The following is a 19,964-nucleotide window of genomic DNA, read 5'->3' as shown; positions in this document are numbered from 1 at the left end:
TAAAAATCATTTTCAGGAGGAAGACAAACTATGGAATTTTCAATTGATAATAACATCAATGATGGTGCTGTGATCAAAGTCATCGGTGTCGGTGGCGGCGGCGGCAATGCTGTCAATCGTATGATAGAAGAAAACGTTAAAGGCGTAGAGTTTATTGCGGCCAATACAGATGTTCAAGCATTAAAAAATTCAAAAGCAGAAACAGTGATCCAATTAGGCCCTAAATATACCCGTGGTTTGGGTGCAGGTTCTCAACCTGAAGTTGGGGAAAAAGCTGCAGAAGAAAGTGAAGATGCGATCCGTGACTCACTAGAAGGCGCAGATATGATCTTTATCACTGCTGGTATGGGCGGCGGAACTGGGACTGGTGCTGCACCAATCGTAGCAAAACTTGCCAAAGAGATTGGCGCATTGACTGTGGGTGTTGTGACACGTCCTTTCACATTTGAAGGACCTAAACGCGGCCGTTTTGCAGCAGAAGGAATTGCCAAATTAAAAGAAAATGTCGATACATTATTGATCATTTCCAACAATCGTTTACTTGAAGTTGTTGACAAGAAAACGCCGATGCTTGAAGCATTCCGTGAAGCGGATAATGTCTTGCGTCAAGGTGTGCAAGGGATCTCTGATTTGATCACTGCACCTGGTTATGTCAATCTTGATTTCGCAGATGTGAAAACGGTGATGGAAAATCAAGGCACAGCATTGATGGGTATCGGTGTAGCCAGCGGTGAAGAACGCGTGATCGAAGCAACGAAGAAAGCTATTTCTTCGCCATTGCTTGAAACATCGATCGATGGTGCAGAACAAGTCCTATTGAACATTACCGGCGGCTTGGATATGACATTATTTGAAGCGCAAGATGCTTCAGATATCGTTGCACATGCTGCTACAGGTGATGTCAATATTATTCTAGGTACATCGATCAATGAAGATTTAGGCGATGAAATTCGCGTGACTGTAATTGCTACGGGCATCGATCCGTCAAAGAAAGAACGCACAGCTCGTTCAAATAGACAAAGTCAAAGTCAAATCCATTCTATTCCACAAAAACCAACGTTAGATATGGATCAAGCACGTCCTGCACAAGCAGAGGACAACAGCGGTTTTGGCGATTGGGATATTCGCAAAGAGCAAAATGTGCGTCCTAAAGTTGAAGAGAATACATTTGAAAATGTTGAAAAGAAAGATTTTGATACATTCAGCCGTGAAGATGTCAAATCAAATGATGACGACGAACTAAGTACACCACCATTTTTCCGTCGTAAACGCTAGGAGGCAGAGCACATGATTTCTGAGAACTTGCACAAGATCCAGCAAGAGATACAGGATTCCTGTGCTCTTGTTTCTAGACAGGCATCAGATGTGCATTTGGTTGCAGTTACCAAGTCTGTGGACACGTCAATGACTCAGACATTGTTGGAAAATGGTGTCAGGGATTGCGCGGAAAACCGCGTCGAGCAATTGCTGTCAAAGAAACAAGCACTTAGGAACTATCCGGATGTCAAATGGCATTTCATTGGGAATTTACAGCGCAGAAAAGTAAAATCGATCATCAATGAAATTGACTATTTTCACGCGTTGGATTCATTTAAGTTAGCCCAAGAAATCCAAAAGAGAGCAGACCAGCCGATCAACTGTTTTGTTGAAGTCAATGTGTCGCAAGAGGCTTCAAAACAAGGCATTTCTCCTGAAGAAGTCGATTCGTTCATTCAAGATCTTGCATCTTTGGATAAAATTCATGTTGTTGGATTAATGACGATGGCACCAATCGATGCTTCAAGCAGCGAACGGCATCAGCTATTTAAAACCTTAAAACAATTGCAACAGCGAATTGCTGATCTGCAGCTTACACATGCCCCTTGTTTGGATACAAGTATGGGAATGAGTAATGATTTCTCAGAAGCAATCCAAGAAGGCGCCACATTTGTACGTGTAGGCACAGCATTATTTCAAGAATAAAGGAGGTTGACGGATGTCGCTTAAAGATAAACTAACCAATTTTTTTGGCTTAACAGATGAAGAAGACTACGAGAGTGAGTCATTCGCACAAGACACGAACTTGCGTGCCGTACCTAAAGTTGCGGTCAATCAAAACGCATATACTGCCCCAAAAGCGGCGAACGGGACAGCATACACCTATTCCGAGCCAGAAACAAGGAATCAAACGCAATCATCACAACATCGGTACAAACCGCAATCCGTTAGTCATCAGCAAACGACTGCGGTACCGGAGCGTAACAAGGCTGCATTCAAAACAGAAGAAAAAGTGGTGCCGATGGCGCAGCAGCGGAGCACTGCAAAAGCGAAAGACACGAAGCCGAAAATGGCTGGCAAGATCACGATCGTTGAACCACGGGTGTATTCTGAAGCAATGGGGATAGCCAAGCAAGTCATCAACGGGGATGCTGTACTTGTTAATTTTCACTTAATTGAAGAGTACCAAGCTCGTAGAATAGTTGATTTTTTGACAGGAACAGTGTACGCTGAAGATGGTGATATCAAACGGGTCGGTGATGAGATTTTTCTTTGCACCCCTAAAGGAATGGAAATAGACGGAACTGCGCAAACCTTGGCAGATACGAATTTCTTTGATCTTTAATTTGAGGAGGAACGCCGATTTTAATCTATAATTTATTGAATCTGCTCAATGATGCAGTCTACTTATATACGATTTTGCTTGTGATCTATGCATTATTGTCTTGGTTTCCTGGCGGATACCAATCTGCTTTTGGCCGATTCTTATCAAAAGTTTGTGAGCCGTATTTGAGTCTATTTGACCGAGTGAACCTTAGTATTGGCGGCATTGATTTTACGATCGCAGTAGCAGTGATCGTTTTGCAATTGGCCTCACAGGGGTTGACTGTCATTGTCACATCAATTTTATTTTAGAAGTAAGGGGTGATTATCGGTGAACGCAAATGTCTATCAACATTTCCGCAACGATGAGCGCCCTTTTATTGATTCTGCTGAAGGTTGGATAGAGCAAGTACAAATGCAATATGCACCGTTTCTAACTGATTTTCTTGATCCTAGACAAGCCTATATACTTGAAAGTTTGATCAGACAATCAACAGATCTAAGCTATCGTTTTTTCGGTGGATATGAAGCAGCGGAAAGAAGACGTTGTTTGATCTATCCTGATTATTATGTGCCAACAACAGATGAATTTGATATGACTTTGTTTACGATCAATTATCCCAAAAAATTTACCGTTCTAAGTCATGGGAAAGTCCTAGGAACGTTGATGGGGACTGGGGTCAAGCGAGAATACTTTGGCGATATCTTGTCAGATGGTGAAACGTGGCAAGTATTTGTTGCTTCGGAAGTGAGTCAATTTGTTCAATTGCAAGTAGACAAAATCGGGCATGTATCTGTTCGATTAGAAGAAACGAAATATACGGAACTCGTCGTACCAAAAGATGGCTGGACTGAGGAACACGAAACAGTCAGTTCACTTCGGTTGGATACTGTGATATCTGCCGTGTATCATATTTCTCGACAACGATCAAAACAACTGATTGAGTCCGGAAAAGTCAAAGTCAATTGGACTGAAGTATTGCGACCAGACTTTGTTCTGGATCTACTGGATATCATCTCAGTAAGAGGATTTGGCCGAATCCAAATACAAGGCTTAGAAGGTACGACCAAAAAAGAAAAGGTTAGATTGTTGTTAGGTGTGCTACGTAAATAAATCAAAGAGGTGTAAACTATGGCATTAACTCCATTAGATATTCAGAATAAAAATTTCTCAGTAAAAATGAGAGGGTACAATCAAGATGAAGTCGATGATTTCTTAGATATGATCGTTCGTGACTATGAAGAAGCGGTGCAACGAAATCGTGAACTAGAAAAATCATTGAAACATGCAGAAGAAAAACTAGAATACTTCAATGAATTAAAAGATGCATTGAATCAATCGATCATTGTGGCACAAGATACTGCAGACAAAGTAAAAACCAGTGCTAGCAAAGAGTCTGAAGTCATTGTCACATCTGCGCAAAACAAAGCAGATGAAATGGTTGCTACTGCTGAAAAACGTGCGCATGCGCTGAATGTTGCTGCTGAAGAAAAAGCCAAAGAGATCTTAACAGATGCAACCAATAATGCCCGTCAACTGGCAACTGAAACCAATGATCTGAAAAAGAAAACCCGCGTGTTCCACAACAATCTGCTGGTAATGCTGCAAACACAATTAGCGCAAGTCAAAAGTCCAGAGTGGGAAGAAATTCTGGCACCATTTTCAAGCTATGTCCAAGATTCGCATCAAGTCATTAGAGAAGTTTTATCAAAAGAACTTGACAGTGAAAATACTTCTGGAGTAAACTCAGAAGCAGTAGATGGCCAAATGACACCTGATGTCGATATCGTTGAATCAAGTGAGAAAATCGTTGATGTCAGCGACAGCAGTGAAGTGAAGACATTGGAAGATGCAAGAAACTTATTAGATGAATTAAGTAAAACAGATAACGACTAGAAGCAGAACAAAAAAATTTCTTATATTTTTCAAGCGAGTTTGGGAGAGTGGAAGCCAAATAAAACCCTGTAGGAAATCAAATCATCTGTGAGTCGCAGTTTCGAAAGAACAGGATTGTTCGATTAAAAACCGCCGCCTGATCCCGTTAGCGATCAACAAAGAATTGCCATTGGCAATAAAATTTGGGTGGTACCACGAACACGTTCGTCCCTTCACGGGAAGAACGTGTTTTTGCTGTGAATCACTACGATTGGCGCGCAAAGCGTGACAGAGTAGATGATGAACAGTACTAGGTGACCGAAGGGCACTTAGTCACCTCACAAAGAATCACTACGATTGGCACGCAAAGCGTGACAGAGTAGATGATGAACAGTACTAGGTGACCGAAGGGCACTTAGTCACCTCACAAAGAATCACTACGATTGGCACGCAAAGCGTGACAGAGTAGATGATGAACAGTACTAGGTGACCGAAGGGCACGTAGTCACCTTTACAGTATATGGTCCATGGCATCTAGACCAACGATGGTCTTTATCAAAATAGCTGCAAGCAATCAAAAAGGAGCAAACGAAATGAAAATGAAAGAAACACTCCAACTAGGAAAGACCGCATTTCCGATGCGCGGGAATTTACCTAACCGTGAAGTTGAATGGCAAAAGAACTGGGAAGATGAACAAATCTACCAACGCAGACAAGAATTGAACGAAGGCAAGCCGTCATTCGTTTTACATGATGGCCCGCCATATGCAAATGGGAATATCCACATTGGTCATTCATTGAATAAAATCAGCAAAGACATCATTGTACGTTCAAAGTCGATGTCAGGATTCCGTTCACCTTATGTACCTGGCTGGGATACACACGGATTGCCTATTGAGCAAGTATTAACAAATAAAGGCATCAAACGTAAAGAAATGAGTTTGGCTGAATACCGTAAAAAATGTGAAGAATATGCTTTGACGCAAGTAGATACACAACGTGCCGATTTCAAACGATTGGGTGTTTCTGGCGATTGGGATCATCCTTACATCACATTGACGCCTGATTATGAAGCAGCTGAGATCCGTGTTTTTGGTAAAATGGCTGAAAAAGGCTATATTTATAAAGGCTTGAAACCAATCTATTGGTCACCATCCAGTGAATCTTCTTTAGCAGAAGCTGAAATTGAATACAAAGATGTCAAATCTGCATCGATCTATGTGGCTTTCCCCATCGCAGATGGCAAAGACTTGCTGGATACAGATACTTCCTTAGTGATCTGGACGACAACACCATGGACATTGCCTGCAAACTTAGGTATCTCGGTCAATCCTAGCTTTTCATATGTGCAAATCTTAGCGGATGGTCGTAAATTTGTCGTAGCAAAAGACCTTTTAGAGACTGTAAAAGACGCGATCGGTTGGGAAACGATCGAGGTCTTGCAAGAATTCTCAGGTACCCAACTAGAATATATGACGGCGCAACATCCTTTCTATGACCGCACGTCATTAGTTATGCTAGGCGATCACGTGACTTTGGATGCCGGTACGGGCTTAGTGCATACAGCACCAGGCCATGGTGAAGATGACTACATCGTCAGCAAAAAATATGGCTTAGATGTTTTGTCCCCAGTTGACGGCCGCGGGATGTATACAGAGGAAGCACCTGGCTTTGAAGGCATCTTTTATGATAAAGCCAATCCAATGATCACAGCTTTATTAGAAGAAAAAGGCGCTTTGTTGAAATTGGATTTCTTTACGCATAGTTATCCCCACGATTGGCGTACCAAAAAACCAGTTATTTATCGTGCAACACCTCAATGGTTTGCATCCATTGATAAGTTCCGCCAAAACATCTTAGATGAAATCGAAAAAGTCGATTGGATCATTCCATGGGGCAAAACACGTTTGTACAATATGATCCGCGACCGTGGCGATTGGGTGATTTCCCGACAAAGAGCTTGGGGTGTCCCATTACCCATTTTTTATGCTGAAAATGGAGAAGCAATCATCACACCAGAAACGATTGAACACGTGGCCAACTTGTTTGCTGAACATGGATCAACGATCTGGTTTGAAAAAGAAGCTGAAGAATTATTGCCAGCTGGCTTTACTCATCCAGGTTCGCCGAATGGCGAGTTTTCTAAAGAAACCGACATCATGGATGTCTGGTTTGACTCAGGTTCATCACACGAAGCTGTATTGCGTCAACGCCCTGAATTGACGTTCCCTGCGGATATGTATTTGGAAGGTTCAGACCAATACCGCGGTTGGTTCAATTCAAGCATTACAACAAGTGTTGCAATCAATGAAGTGGCTCCTTATAAAGCTGTTTTATCTCAAGGCTTTACTTTAGATGGAGAAGGCCGCAAGATGAGTAAGTCTTTAGGAAATACGATTGCTCCGGAGAAAGTAATCAAACAAATGGGTGCGGATATCTTACGTCTATGGGTCAGCAGTGTTGACTATGAATCAGATGTACGTGTGTCTATGGACATTTTGAACCAAGTATCTGAAGTGTATCGGAAAATCCGTAACACGTTGCGTTTCTTATTGGCCAATACCAATGATTTTGATCCAGCAAAAGATACTGTAGCTTTTGAAGATCTACGTTCAGTCGACCAATACATGATGGTTCGTTTGCATCAAACCATTAAAACAATTCGTGAAGACGGCTATGACAAATACAACTTTTTGCATATCTATCGGACGGTTATCAATTTCTTAACAGTTGATATGTCTTCCTTCTATTTAGATTTTGCCAAAGATGTTGTCTATATCGAAGGCCAAAACGATTTCCAACGTCGTGCCATGCAAACTGTTTTTTATCAAACAGCCGTAGCATTGACCAAACTATTGACGCCAATCATTCCACATACGGCAGAAGAAATCTGGTCTTATTTGAAAGAAGAAGATGACTATGTCCAATTGGCAGAGCTTCCTGGCTATCAAGTATTTGCCAACCAAGCTGAGCTATTGGATCAATGGTCTGCCTTCTTAGATTTCCGCGACAACGTATTAAAAGCTTTGGAAGAAGCCCGGAATGCAAAACTGATCGGTAAGTCTTTTGAAGCGAAGGTCACTGTTTATCCTTCGGAACCTGTAGCTACCTTATTGAAAGCAATTGATTCAGATATTCCGCAATTGCTGATCATCTCGCCTGACTTCTTTGAAGTTGCTGAGGCAGGAACGGCAGTGCCAGCAGATGCATATGCATTTGAAGATGTTGCAATTCTTGTCGAAAAAGCTGAGGGTGAAGTCTGTGAGCGATGCCGCCAAATGAGAAAAGATGTCGGCAGCCATGATCATTTACCAACGTTATGCGGACACTGTGCTGAAATCGTCGAAGAAAATTATCCAGAAGCAGTTGCTGAAGGTTTCGAGAAATAACCGATTAGACATGACATGAAACAGGTAATTCATCCTATGATTACCTGTTTTTTTGTGCTGTAAAGGATGAAAAAGGGCTTTTTTCTTATCAAATCAAATCAAGATGTGCGTACTAATCACGTAATCATGACACCTTCCACCAATGATTTAGATGAAAACGATTCTCATTTAAAACTTATAAATAACGAGAATAATGTTGTATAATATAAAAACCTTAACCTTACATTTGTATATAAGGTTTTAGAGGGTTTGACTAAATGATAAAATAAAGAAATATTTTTTCCTATATCAATCAATCCTGCGACAAAAGTGACCTAAGCAAAAAAGAAAGATTTGACCTGTTGAAAAATCGGAAAATTCAGAATATTCCAAGGAAGTGTGATTCGATGAATGATTTGAAAAATAGTAAGAACGTAACATCCTCAATGTATGACCCACAATTTGAGAAAGATGCCTGCGGGATGGGTTTCATTGCCCAAAAGGATGGCGTGTATTCTAGAGCGTTGATTCAAAATGCATTGACGATGCTTGAACGAATGAATCATCGTGGCGGTACTGGAGCAGAACCCGATACAGGCGATGGGGCAGGAATTTTGATGGCCATGCCAGATCCTTTCTTTCAAGAAGAAGCCAAACGTGCCGCTATTCAATTGCCGCAAAAAGGACACTATGCAGTGGGCATGCTGTTTTTGCCAGCAGATAAATTGCGGGCGGTTCAAATGCAAGACGAAATCATCAAGGATATCGAAAGCTGGGGTTTTCATGTTATTTGGCAGAGAGATGTCCCTTATGATTATTATCAATGCGGACCAGGTGCGCAAAAAGTCATGCCATCTTTTCTGCAACTGTTTATCGAAAAACCGGTTGATGCTGCACCGGGACGTCCTTTTGAAGATCAATTATATCGATTGCGTCGTAAATTGGAAAAGACTTATCCAGCAGATGAATGTTCGATCTGTAGTTTATCAAGTAAAACGATTGTCTATAAGGGGATGCTTCATGCCTATCAAGTAGGCTTGTTTTTCAAAGACTTGCAGCATCCAGAAATGACTTCAAGTATCGCACTGACTCATTCACGTTTTTCTACCAATACCTTTCCAAGTTGGAATCGCGCACAACCATTTCGCTTTTTAGCCCATAATGGGGAAATCAATACCTTGCGTGGCGCAGAAAATTGGATGCACGGACACCAGATCGAGGTCTATGATGAAGGAAATTCCGATTCTGCCAAATTAGAAAATTGCATGGAGTATTTATATCGACAAGGTAGAGATATTCCACAAGCGCTGTTGATGATGGTGCCAGAAGCATGGTCTGATGAAGCAGGCTTATCCCCAGAGTTGACAGCCTTCAATGAATACAATGCCAGCTTCATGGCACCATGGGATGGACCAGCCGCTCTATGTTTTACCGATGGAGATATGGTAGGCGCAGCCCTTGATCGAAATGGCTTGCGTCCGTCACGTTATTCGATCACAAAATCTGGGTTTGTGATCGTAGCTTCTGAGTCTGGTGTCGTTGACATGCCAGCAGCTGAAGTGATTGAAAAAGGGGTATTAGGCCCAGCAAATATGTTTTTGGTGGATACTGTCAATGGAAAGATTTTGCGCAACCAAGAAATCAAAGATCATTATGCAAAAGCTTATCCTTATCGAGAATGGCTCCAAGACCATTTATTGACGCCTAATGACTTGATGACGAACACGGATGCAGATACCCAAGTTGCTGACATGCAGCAGCTTTGGAAACTGAATGGCTACACAGATGAAATCATCCGCACGTTGATCATGCCAATGGCCGAAAATGGGGAAGAACCTGTCATCTCAATGGGATTTGATTCACCATTGGCCATCTTGAGCGAAAAACCGCAATCGTTGTTTACTTATTTTAAGCAGCAATTTGCGCAAGTGACCAATCCGCCAATCGATGCCATTAGAGAACAACTGGTGATTGGCACAGAATTGTTTTTGGGTCGAGATGGGGATGTCGCCAAAGATAATCAAATCAATTGCAATAAATTGAAAATCAGCAGTCCTGTACTGACGACAGCAGACTATTTGAAGATCAAAGATCTAGATCAAGCGGGACAAAAAACGGTGGTACAATCGATTCTCTATTCACTTGAAAATGAACAAAGCGGTGGACTGCAAGCTGCATTGGAAAATTTGTTCAAGGAAATTGAAACAAAGATCGATCAAGGAGCCACGATCATTCTATTAAGTGATCGTGGTGATTCACCAGAGATGCAACCGCAAAAAGGCAAAATGGCAATTCCGATTTTATTGGCTGTTTCAGGTCTGCATAATTACCTTGTGAAGAAAGGTAAACGCTCGTTGGCATCAATCGTGGTGGATACAGCAGAAGTCTGCGAAGTTCATCACTATGCGATGTTGATCGGCTATGGTGCCAGCGGGATCCATCCCTATGGCGCATATCAAACGTTGGTACACATGGCGTTGCAAGATAACATCGAGAAGTATCGAAAAGCCTGTGAGAAAGGCATTATCAAAATAATGTCGCGGATGGGGATCTCAACGATCGCTGGTTATCATGGGGCCCAGCTTTTTGAGGCAGTCGGTATTTCTGAAGCTGTGATCAAAGAATATTTTGCTGGCACAGCAACAAGGATCGGCGGCTTGTCATTACAACAAATCGAAGAAGAATACATGAATCGTTATGAAGCAGCATACGGCAGCAAACAAACAGATTATCTTGAATCCGGCGGTAGTTTTCAATATAAAGCAGATGGCGAACATCATTTGTTCAATCCGAAAACGATCTATGGTTTCCAGAAGGCGGTACGAACAGGTGATTACAGCTTGTACAAAGCCTATGCAGCTGAGATGGACCAAGATGCTGTCACACATCCAACGACATTACGCGCTATGTGGACATTTGATAAAAATCGACCGAGTATTCCTCTTGCTGAGGTAGAACCGGTGGAAACGATCGTCAAGCGTTTCAAAGTGGGGGCGATGTCGTATGGTTCTTTAAGCGAAGAAGCCCATCGTTGTATCGCGGAAGGTATGAACGCCATAGGGGCGAAATCAAATAGTGGGGAAGGCGGCGAAAACCGCAATCGATTCAAACCAGTCAATGGTATCAATTACAACAGTCGGATCAAGCAGGTCGCTTCGGGACGTTTTGGCGTCAATGCGGCGTACTTGATGAGTGCGGATGAATTGCAAATCAAAATGGCCCAAGGAGCCAAACCGGGTGAAGGCGGTCAACTACCAGGTAACAAAGTCTTCCCTTGGGTAGCAGAAATTCGCGGGTCAACACCAGGCGTGCGATTGATTTCTCCGCCCCCTCACCACGATATTTATTCGATCGAAGATTTGGCGCAACTGATCTATGATCTGAAAGCCATCAATCCATATGCCCGCATCAATGTCAAATTGGTTTCTAGTACGGGGGTTGGAACGATTGCAACGGGGGTTGTCAAAGCAGGTGCAGATGTTGTCGTGATTTCTGGATATGACGGCGGAACTGGCGCTTCTCCACGAAATTCGATTCGTGATGCAGGGCTTCCATGGGAGATGGGCATCGCTGAGGCCCATCAAACATTGGCTATGAACAATCTACGCCAACGTATGACTTTAGAAACAGATGGCAAGTTAATGACCGGTCGTGACATAGCGATAGCCGCGTTGCTTGGTGCTGAAGAGTATAGCTTTGCTTCATTGGCTTTGGTAGCAATTGGCTGTGTGATGATGCGGGTCTGCAGTTTGAACACCTGTCCGGTGGGGATTGCCACACAAAATCCGGCACTGCGCAAATTCTTTGCCGGCAAACCAGAGCATATCATCAATACGATGCACTTTTTAGCTGAGGATTTGCGAGAAACGATGGCAGAACTAGGCTTTAGAACAATTGATGAAATGGTCGGCCATGCAGAAGTATTGACACCACGGTTTGTGGCAAAAGGAAAAGCCAAATCCCTCGACTTTTCTAGAATGATTGGCACAGCGATCCCGATTGAGCGGAAAGTAACTGATCCATTCCTAGAAAAACGTCAATGGCCTGAATTAGATTCCTTTGCGCAAGCAGCGATCGAACAGGATCAACCGATGGCGATGCATCAACCTATCAATAACGTCCAACGGTCGGTGGGTGCCCGCTTAGGTGGCTGGATCGCTGAGCGATTTGGCAATGATCAGGTGACGCCGGGACTATTGCAGTATACCTATCATGGCATTGCCGGGCAAAGTTTTGGGGCGTTTGCTACACAAGGCATTGAACTGAAATTGGTAGGAGAAGCCAATGATTATGTAGCCAAAGGATTAAGTGGTGCCCGTTTGATCATTGTGCCGCCAGAAGATGCTGCCTATGATGTCGAACACTCGCCAATCGTCGGGAACGTTGCTTGTTTTGGCGCTAATCAAGGGGAAGGATACTTCCGTGGTACAGCCGGTGAGCGCTTTTGTGTAAGAAATAGTGGCGCGAAAGTTGTTGTAGAAGGTGTCGGTGATCATGGATGCGAGTATATGACTGGCGGTGTTGTGGTCATCCTAGGCAAGACCGGTCGTAATTTCGGTGCTGGGATGTCTGGTGGGGTCGCTTATGTCTATGATCCAAACCATGACTTTGCTGCGAAGTGCAATATGGAAATGGTCGATTTGTATCAGATCGATGAAAGCGGCAATGATCAGCAATTAAAAGAAATGATCGAACAACATTTTGCTTATACTGACTCTTTAAAAGCTGCCGAGATTTTACAAGATTGGGCCCAAGCCAAAAATGATTTTGTCAAAGTTTATCCAACCGAATATCATCATATGGTTGAAGCAACAGAAGAATTTGCCGCACAAGGATTTGCAGGGGATGCTTTATTAGAAAAAGCCTTCGAGTCTGTTGTAGGAACCCAATTAACGATTCCAGGAAAGGCGCGTGAGTAATTATGGCAGATCCATTTGGATTTTTAAAACATGCAAGAGTTGAGAACCCGACACGCCCAGTTTCTGAGCGCATCACTGATTGGGAGGAGTTACAAATCCCTTTACCGGAAGAAGAACGTCAAGAACAGGCCGCCCGTTGTATGAACTGTGGGATTCCATTTTGTCATACTGGTTCATTCTTTGGCGGTCAGCGGACCGTATCTGGTTGTCCAAATGACAACTTGATTCCTGAGTGGAATGATTTGGTTTATCAAGGCCGAACACAGGCCGCCTTCGAGCGATTGGCACGAACCAATCCATTACCTGAAATGACCGGCCGGGTTTGTCCTGCGCCTTGTGAGAAGGGCTGTACGGAAGCTTTGAATGGTTCAGGTGTAACGATCCATGACAATGAACGTTTCATTATTGATACTGCTTTTGAAAATGATTGGGTCAAAGCTTCTGGTATGCCCCAAGCATCGACCGGATTTAAAGTCGCCATCGTAGGGAGCGGCCCTGCCGGCTTGTCCGCAGCGTGGCGATTGAATCAATTGGGGCATCAAGTCACAGTGTATGAGCGGAGTGATCGCTTTGGCGGTTTGCTGATGTATGGTATCCCAAACATGAAATTGGATAAGGATGTCGTTCAGCGACGTATTGATTTGATGGCAGACTTAGGTGTTCGTTTTATTGGCAATACAGAGATTGGCCGAGATATTTCAGCGGATGAGTTAGCTGCGCAATATGACCGTATCATTTTATCGACAGGCGCAAGTGTCCCTCGTGATTTGACGATCCCTGGCCGCGCATTGACAGGTGTCCAGTTTGCGGTTGACTACTTAACTGAAGCAACAAAAGATGTGTTGAAACATGGAAAAGAAGCGACCAGCAAAAAATTGACTGGCAAACACGTTGTTGTCATTGGTGGTGGTGATACGGGGAATGATTGTATCGGGACGGCAGTACGCCAAGGCGCGGCATCTGTTCGGCAATTGGAAATCACACCACAGCCGCCTTTACAGCGCGCAGCGACAAATCCATGGCCAGAATATCCGCTGACGGCGCGTACTGGTTATGGTCAAGAAGAAGCGGCTGAGGTTTTCCAAAGCCAGGTGACCTATCATGGGGTTTCGACAACTGCGTTTATTGGGGCCGAAAGAGGTCAACTGATTGCTTTAGAAACAGTTTCTGTGGATGATCGTTTTCAACCGATCGCTGGAACAAAAGAAGTGATCAAAGCGGATTTGGTTTTATTGGCGATGGGCTTCTTAGGTCCTGAAACCACATTATTGGATGCCTTTGGTGTCAAAGAAGTTTATGACGACTATACCACGAACAATGAACGGATTTTAGTTGCAGGGGATGCGAAGCGTGGACCTAGCTTAGTGATTTGGGCCATTCGCGAAGGCAGACTGGCTGCAGAGAAAGTCGATCAAGCATTGCGTACATTGGTCTATCAATAAATGCTAGACAACACAAAACGGCAGCACACAATTTTGGTTGATGTGCTGCCGTTTTTATTTTGTTGATTATTTTTACAGTGGATCAAGGTAAGTGGCGCGAGGCCCGCCGATAAATTTCGGCCGTGACCCTAAAGCGGTCACATGGGCACCGCCTAAGGTTTGAATACTAGGTCGAATGGGTATCTGTACGTGCTTGATATGCATACCGATGGCAGTATCGCCAATGTCAATCCCTGCTTTGGCAACGATGTGTTCCACTTCAACTGGAGCATCAAATAATTGGAAGGCTGCAACCGAACAGGCCCCACCAGCATGCAAGGCAGGAACGACTGCCACTTCTTCCAATTGATAACGGTCTGCAGTCGATTGTTCGACGACGAGTGCGCGGTTGAGATGTTCACACCCCTGGACAGCCAATCGAATGCCTTTAGGTCTAAGGATATCCAGAATTGTTTCAACAATCACAACGCCGGTTTCCTGACTCGAATTTTTGCCAATCATGCCCCCAACGACTTCGCTAGTGGAGCAGCCCAACACGAATAGCTCATTTTCTTTGACATTGGCTGCTGAAAGCACCTCATTGACGATTGTTTGTAATGCTTTGCGTAATTCATCTGTTGCTATCATATATGATCATCTCTCATTCAAAGGAAATTTGTTGGTGCGGCGTAATGCTTGTACCAAAGGCAATGCAACGATACTGCCGAAAATCGTTTGGATCAAATTACTAGGGATCGATGCAAGACCAGCACCTAAACCAAATAACAGGATCGTGGCAGCCGCATACCCTAGAATCATGATGAGGCTACCCAGCGTGACTGCTAAGACAGGGCGATGGGCCAAGCGACCTACCAACCAACCTTGAAATCCATGGATCAAAATTGAAAAAACCGCCCATTCGGGATAACCCGACAATAGATCAATCAGACCACCGCTCAAACCGCCGACGAATGTACCGGCAGCTGGTCCAAACAACAACGCTGCGGTATAGATGCCGGTTTCGCATAATGTGACAAAACCTTTCGTTTGGGGAACGGGAATGATGAAGACCAATGACAAGGCAGTGGTCAAAGCGGTCAGCATAGCAATTCGTGTCAGTTGTTTGACGTTCATTGTGTATACTCCTTTCTGAAATAGGCCAGTTGATTCACAATGCCTTCTTGATTGTTTAAAGAGATCCCTGCGTCGATACCCGCCAAGATAAAGGCTTTGGCTGTGTGAACAGCTTCTTCTAGAGGGATGCCTTGTCCACATAACGCGGCAATAGCTGCAGATAAGGTACAGCCGGCGCCATTTGTTGTTTGAGCGGTACTTTTTGGTGCTTCCAATAAAGTAAATGTTCCTTGTTGGTACAAGACATCATAAGCGAAAGCACCTGGGATTCGGCTGCCGCCTTTGATCAGCACCTGCTTCGCACCAAGATGACTGATTTTTTCGGCTGCCAATTTCATATCAGCAACAGTGTGGATCGGCATAGCAGCGAAATGCTCGGCTTCTGCCAAGTTCGGTGTGACTAAAGTACTATACGGAAACAATTGAATCAAACCTTCTTGATACGCTTGATTAAATTGTGTATCTCCTTCTTTGAAAGCAAGTACCGGATCTAAAATGACAGGACTGTCGATCTCAGTTATAAATTCCTTTACTAAATCAATCGCAGGTACTTGATGGATCAAACCAATTTTGATGGCAGAAAAATCAACGGCTTTTTTTAAAGAGTCAAGTTGCGCCTGGATCACAGACAACGGTAAATCGTGAAATAGGATCGGTTGATCGATCGCAACTACAGACGTCAATAAAACATGACCGAAAACGTTGAATTCTTCAAATGTTTTAATATCTGCGGTTGCGCCGCCGCCAGCTAAGCTATCCAAACCGGCAATCGTTAATACTTGATGCATAAAGGTCCTCCGTGATCCGCTTTTTCTTTCAATTATACAAAAAATCAGCAAAATAAAAACGACCAATTGGGTGTTTTTTGAACCATCCAATTGGTCGTTTGTTTAATTGTCTGATAATAAATGTCGTTCACGATACCATTCATCTGGGCGCCAAATCCATTCGAAACCGTCAGCAGCCAATAGATCATACGCTGCTTGCGGTCCCATGGTTCCAGCTGCATAGTTAGGGAAGTCAGGTGTTTCTTGATCCCAAGCGTGACGGATGACATCAACGATACGCCATGATTGTGCGACTTCGTCCCAATGGGTAAAGTTGGTGCCATCGCCATTCAGCGCATCCAGCAGCAATTTTTCATAGGCTTCGGGGGTATTTTCAACGATCTCTGCACTATTGCGGTAATCCAATTTTACAGGGACCGTGTCAAATCCTTGACCGATTTCTTTGCCGTTTAGCGACAATGAAAAACCTTCTGTTGGTTGGATGTAAATCGTTAAGACATTTGGTGCCAGGTTCTCGTTGGTATTTGCTTTGTTCAAGTCTTGTTTGAAGACATTGACTGGGACTTGTTTGAAAACAATATTGATCCGGGTTCCTTTTTCAGTCAAGCGTTTGCCTGTCCGGACATAGAATGGAACACCAGACCAGCGGAAGTTGTCGATCAAGAACTTGCCGGCTACAAATGTTTCTGTCGCTGACGCCTCATCCACGTTGCCTTCTTCACGATACCCAGCAAATGATGTGTCTTCTAGCTTTCCTTTGGCATATTGTCCGCGAACAAAGTGCGTTTTGACTTCTTCTTCGGAATAGATACGAATGGCATTCAGGGCTTTGATTTTTTCAGTCCGCAGTTCTTTTTCTGAGAAGGCGACTGGCGGCTCCATTGCAAGCAATGAAAGAATTTGTAAAATATGATTTTGGACCATATCTTTCAATGCACCGCTTTTATCATAATACCCACCGCGTTCTTCAACGCCTAAGTTTTCTGCGATATTGATTTGTACATTGTCGATATACCGGTTGTTCCACATCGAAGCAAAAATATTGTTCGCAAAACGGATCGCAGAGATATTTTGGATCATTTCTTTGCCTAAATAATGGTCGATACGATAAATTTCTTGTTCTGAAAATACGGTGTTGATCGCATCATTAAGTTCTTTGGCAGTTTCATAGTCACTGCCAAATGGTTTTTCGATGATCACACGATGATAACCATCCGTGTCTAACATGCCTTGTGATTTCAGATGAGAAACGATCGTACCAAAAAAATCAGGTGACATTGCCAAGTAAAACAGTTGATTGCCTTCTAAATGATACTGTTTATTTAATGTATCAGCTAAATTTTTTAGGGAATCGTAATGACTTGTATCGGTGACATCATGGGATTGGTAATAAAAGTGTGAAGCAAATGTTTCAGCTTGTTCCTGGTCTTCGATCAAATCTTTGATCGTATCTAAAATCACTTCTCGATAATGTTCGTCAGACCAAGGACGACGTGCTGTGCCAATCACGGCAAAGTCTTCTTTTAAATCACCTTTCTTGTATAACCGAAACAAGGAAGGGTAGAGCTTGCGCTGGGCCAAATCACCAGTTCCGCCAAAGATTGTAAAAAGTACCTTTTTTTCCATTCTGTTCACTCCTTACAGTTTATCGACAAAAATCGTACTAGCCGCTTTGTAGCTGACCGAGATTTCTTTTGCGTCATTTTTGATCGTGATGGGTCCTTCATAAGCCGCCGCATCGATGATTTGATATTCTTCATGGATATTCAGATCAATCGCTACAAGATAATCCAATAATTCCCGCTCATCAAGAACGCGCGCAATCCGGATCTTCGTGCCGACAGGGAAGCTGCTCATGGTATTTTTTTCTCCTTCATGAATCATCTGACCTTGTTCAGGGATCATGCCGCCATGAGGACAAAAACGGGGATTGTCGAGGTAGGTTTCCAAGCGTGAGGCGAGGGTCTCAGAAGTCACGTGCTCTAAAACCTCGGCATCATCGTGCACTTCATTCCACGAATAATGCAAGTGCTCAACGAGAAACACTTCCCACAAGCGATGTTTGCGGATCAATGCACTGGCAGAGGCAAGTCCGGTATTGGTTAATTGAACGCCCTGATAAGGAGAGTGTTCGACTAAGCCTTCCTTTAGTAGCTTAGAGATCATTTCACTAACGGAGGCTGCGGAAACCGCTAATCCTGACACGATTTGTTTGTTATTGATTTTTTTTTGGTCCCCACCAAGCTCTAGTATCAGCTTTAAATAATCTTCTCGATTTGGTGTCATCGTATCATCCTCTCTGATCAAAGACTATCAACATTGATTTTATCAAAAAAAATAGCCTATGACTATTGTAAAATCTGATGCTGAATAAATATTCTATGTAAAAAACGGAAGCGCAGGATGCGCCTCCGAAAAAAACTGCATTATGCCCAGTCACCATTGCGGAATACTGGAACGGTGGAACCGTCTTCTTTGATGCCATCGATGGACATTTGATCAGAACCAACCATAAAGTCAACATGGGTTTGGCTTCTGTTCAACCCTGCAGCAGCTAATTCGTCTTCTGACATCTCGGTGCCGCCTTGTAAACTGAAGGCATAAGCTGATCCTAACGCCAAATGATTTGATGCATTCTCATCAAATAGGGTGTTGAAGAAAATAATGCCTGATTGAGAGATAGGGGATGGATCAGGAACCAATGCCACTTCGCCTAAGCTTTTGGCACCTTCATCGATCGCTAACAATTTGCCAAGGACTTCTTCTCCTTGTTCTGCAGAAAAATCAACGACCTTGCCATCTTTGAAGGTAAATTTCATGCCAGAAATGATCGTTCCAGCATAGCTCAATGGTTTGGTACTTGAAATATAGCCATCGATCCGACGGGCATCAGGGGCTGTGAAGACTTCTTCAGTCGGCATGTTGGCCATGAATTTCTCATTGCGGGCATTGTAGCTGCCAGCGCCTTCCCAAAGATGATTTTTCGGTAAGCCAATTGTTAAGTCAGTGCCTGGTGCAGTATAGTGCAACGCTGAAAATTGTTCCTTATTCAGCGCTTCGGCTTTGACTTGTAACGTTTCATCATGTTTTTTCCAAGCGGCAACTGGATCTTCTTCATAAATGCGTGTCGTTTTGAAGATTTGATCCCATAGTTTGTCTTGGGCTTCATCGGCAGCAACATCTGGAAAGACTTTTTGAGCCCAATCAGCACCAGCTGCTGCAACGACAGTCCAACTGACTTTGTTGGCTTGGGTTGCTTGACGCAAATTCATCATTGCTTTGCCTGAGGCTGCTTGGAATAACGCAACACGGTCTGAATCAACACCCGCAAGCGCATCTGGATTGGCGGAAACAACGCTGATCCGGCTCGCTCCTTTTTCGACCCAATCATTTGTCTGGTCAATTTTGTATTGAGGGATGTTTGAAAGTCGGTCATCTGCCGCATGGCTCAAAAATTCTTTTTGGACAACATCATCTGTCCACTGTACGATGACTTCAGCAGCGCCTAATTCGTAAGCTTTGGTCGTCAATAAACGAGCCAAAGGTGCTTGGTCAACAGCGATTTGGATCACGATCGTGTGTCCTGCTTGGACATTTACACCAACTTCAGTGATCAGCTGGGCATATTTTTCTAAGTTTTGATTAAAATTTGGTAAAACCATTAAAATTCCTCCATTTTCTTCTTTTTATAACTCACTTTATGATAGCACTTATTTTTTTTCTTCACAAACCAAATTGATTGCAAAAAAACAGGCAAAATATAGTCTTTTTCCTTGAAACATTGAACAAGTATATTTTAAAAGTTGTTTTGCAAACTTAAAAAAACATGATACAATAAGAAAAAGGTTTTTCTGAAAGCGATGTATAGCAGGATTAAG

General features: G+C 43.3%; 15 protein-coding genes. 9 read left to right on the top strand and 6 right to left on the bottom strand.

Annotation, left to right across the window (positions count from 1 at the left end):
• The first annotated feature begins 30 nt into the window (after positions 1-30).
• From ftsZ to ACYVRS_RS00475, 9 genes are all read left to right on the top strand, one after another.
• Complete coding sequence (gene ftsZ, locus ACYVRS_RS00515) at positions 31-1,275, top strand: cell division protein FtsZ (protein WP_054115428.1); 1,245 nt, start codon at positions 31-33, stop codon at positions 1,273-1,275.
• A gap of 12 nt (positions 1,276-1,287) precedes the next feature.
• Entirely contained in the window at positions 1,288-1,962 is a 675-nt protein-coding gene (locus tag ACYVRS_RS00510; protein WP_313538410.1) for a YggS family pyridoxal phosphate-dependent enzyme, read from the top strand.
• A gap of 13 nt (positions 1,963-1,975) precedes the next feature.
• Positions 1,976-2,602: a cell division protein SepF gene (locus ACYVRS_RS00505; RefSeq protein ID WP_461202134.1), complete on the top strand. Its 627-nt coding sequence runs from the start codon at positions 1,976-1,978 to the stop codon at positions 2,600-2,602.
• Between the two features lie 35 nt (positions 2,603-2,637).
• Positions 2,638-2,892: a YggT family protein gene (locus ACYVRS_RS00500; RefSeq protein ID WP_054115425.1), complete on the top strand. Its 255-nt coding sequence runs from the start codon at positions 2,638-2,640 to the stop codon at positions 2,890-2,892.
• Positions 2,893-2,911: 19 nt separating this feature from the next.
• Entirely contained in the window at positions 2,912-3,694 is a 783-nt protein-coding gene (locus ACYVRS_RS00495) for a YlmH family RNA-binding protein (protein WP_312497764.1), read from the top strand.
• An 18-nt stretch (positions 3,695-3,712) separates the two neighbouring features.
• Positions 3,713-4,477 carry a DivIVA domain-containing protein gene (locus ACYVRS_RS00490; RefSeq protein ID WP_461198193.1) on the top strand — a complete coding sequence of 255 codons (765 nt, stop codon included), beginning with the start codon at positions 3,713-3,715 and terminating at the stop codon, positions 4,475-4,477.
• 572 nt (positions 4,478-5,049) lie between these two features.
• Complete coding sequence (gene ileS, locus ACYVRS_RS00485; protein ID WP_461202132.1) at positions 5,050-7,845, top strand: isoleucine--tRNA ligase; 2,796 nt, start codon at positions 5,050-5,052, stop codon at positions 7,843-7,845.
• A gap of 386 nt (positions 7,846-8,231) precedes the next feature.
• The gene (gene gltB, locus ACYVRS_RS00480) at positions 8,232-12,743 is read left to right on the top strand and encodes a glutamate synthase large subunit (RefSeq protein ID WP_461202130.1); all 4,512 of its coding nucleotides are present in this window, start codon (positions 8,232-8,234) and stop codon (positions 12,741-12,743) included.
• A gap of 2 nt (positions 12,744-12,745) precedes the next feature.
• On the top strand, positions 12,746-14,185 hold the full coding sequence (locus ACYVRS_RS00475) for a glutamate synthase subunit beta (RefSeq protein WP_313539197.1): 1,440 nt from the start codon (positions 12,746-12,748) through the stop codon (positions 14,183-14,185).
• A 72-nt stretch (positions 14,186-14,257) separates the two neighbouring features.
• On the opposite strand, the gene ACYVRS_RS00470 is transcribed toward ACYVRS_RS00475, so the two are convergent.
• The 6 genes from ACYVRS_RS00470 to ACYVRS_RS00445 form a co-directional block, all read right to left on the bottom strand.
• Positions 14,258-14,812 carry a TIGR01440 family protein gene (locus ACYVRS_RS00470; protein WP_461198197.1) on the bottom strand — a complete coding sequence of 185 codons (555 nt, stop codon included), beginning with the start codon at positions 14,810-14,812 and terminating at the stop codon, positions 14,258-14,260.
• Between the two features lie 6 nt (positions 14,813-14,818).
• Positions 14,819-15,298, bottom strand: coding sequence for an ECF transporter S component (locus tag ACYVRS_RS00465; protein WP_054115418.1), 480 nt, complete (start codon positions 15,296-15,298; stop codon positions 14,819-14,821).
• Positions 15,295-16,086 carry a hydroxymethylpyrimidine/phosphomethylpyrimidine kinase gene (locus ACYVRS_RS00460; RefSeq protein ID WP_461198200.1) on the bottom strand — a complete coding sequence of 264 codons (792 nt, stop codon included), beginning with the start codon at positions 16,084-16,086 and terminating at the stop codon, positions 15,295-15,297. Before ACYVRS_RS00460 ends, ACYVRS_RS00465 begins: the two co-directional genes overlap by 4 nt.
• 102 nt (positions 16,087-16,188) lie before the next feature.
• Entirely contained in the window at positions 16,189-17,712 is a 1,524-nt protein-coding gene (gene zwf / locus ACYVRS_RS00455; protein WP_313539204.1) for a glucose-6-phosphate dehydrogenase, read from the bottom strand.
• Positions 17,713-17,724: 12 nt separating this feature from the next.
• A complete protein-coding gene (gene efaR / locus ACYVRS_RS00450) occupies positions 17,725-18,372 on the bottom strand; it encodes a transcriptional regulator EfaR (RefSeq protein WP_461198203.1) in 648 nt (215 codons plus the stop codon).
• A 140-nt stretch (positions 18,373-18,512) separates the two neighbouring features.
• Positions 18,513-19,748, bottom strand: coding sequence for an aminopeptidase (locus ACYVRS_RS00445; RefSeq protein WP_312497755.1), 1,236 nt, complete (start codon positions 19,746-19,748; stop codon positions 18,513-18,515).
• Positions 19,749-19,964: the final 216 nt, after the last annotated feature.

Source organism: Enterococcus salsurae, from assembly GCF_054784955.1.
Note: the sequence above shows the minus strand (reverse complement) of the source record. Positions and strands in the feature narration are given on the sequence as shown.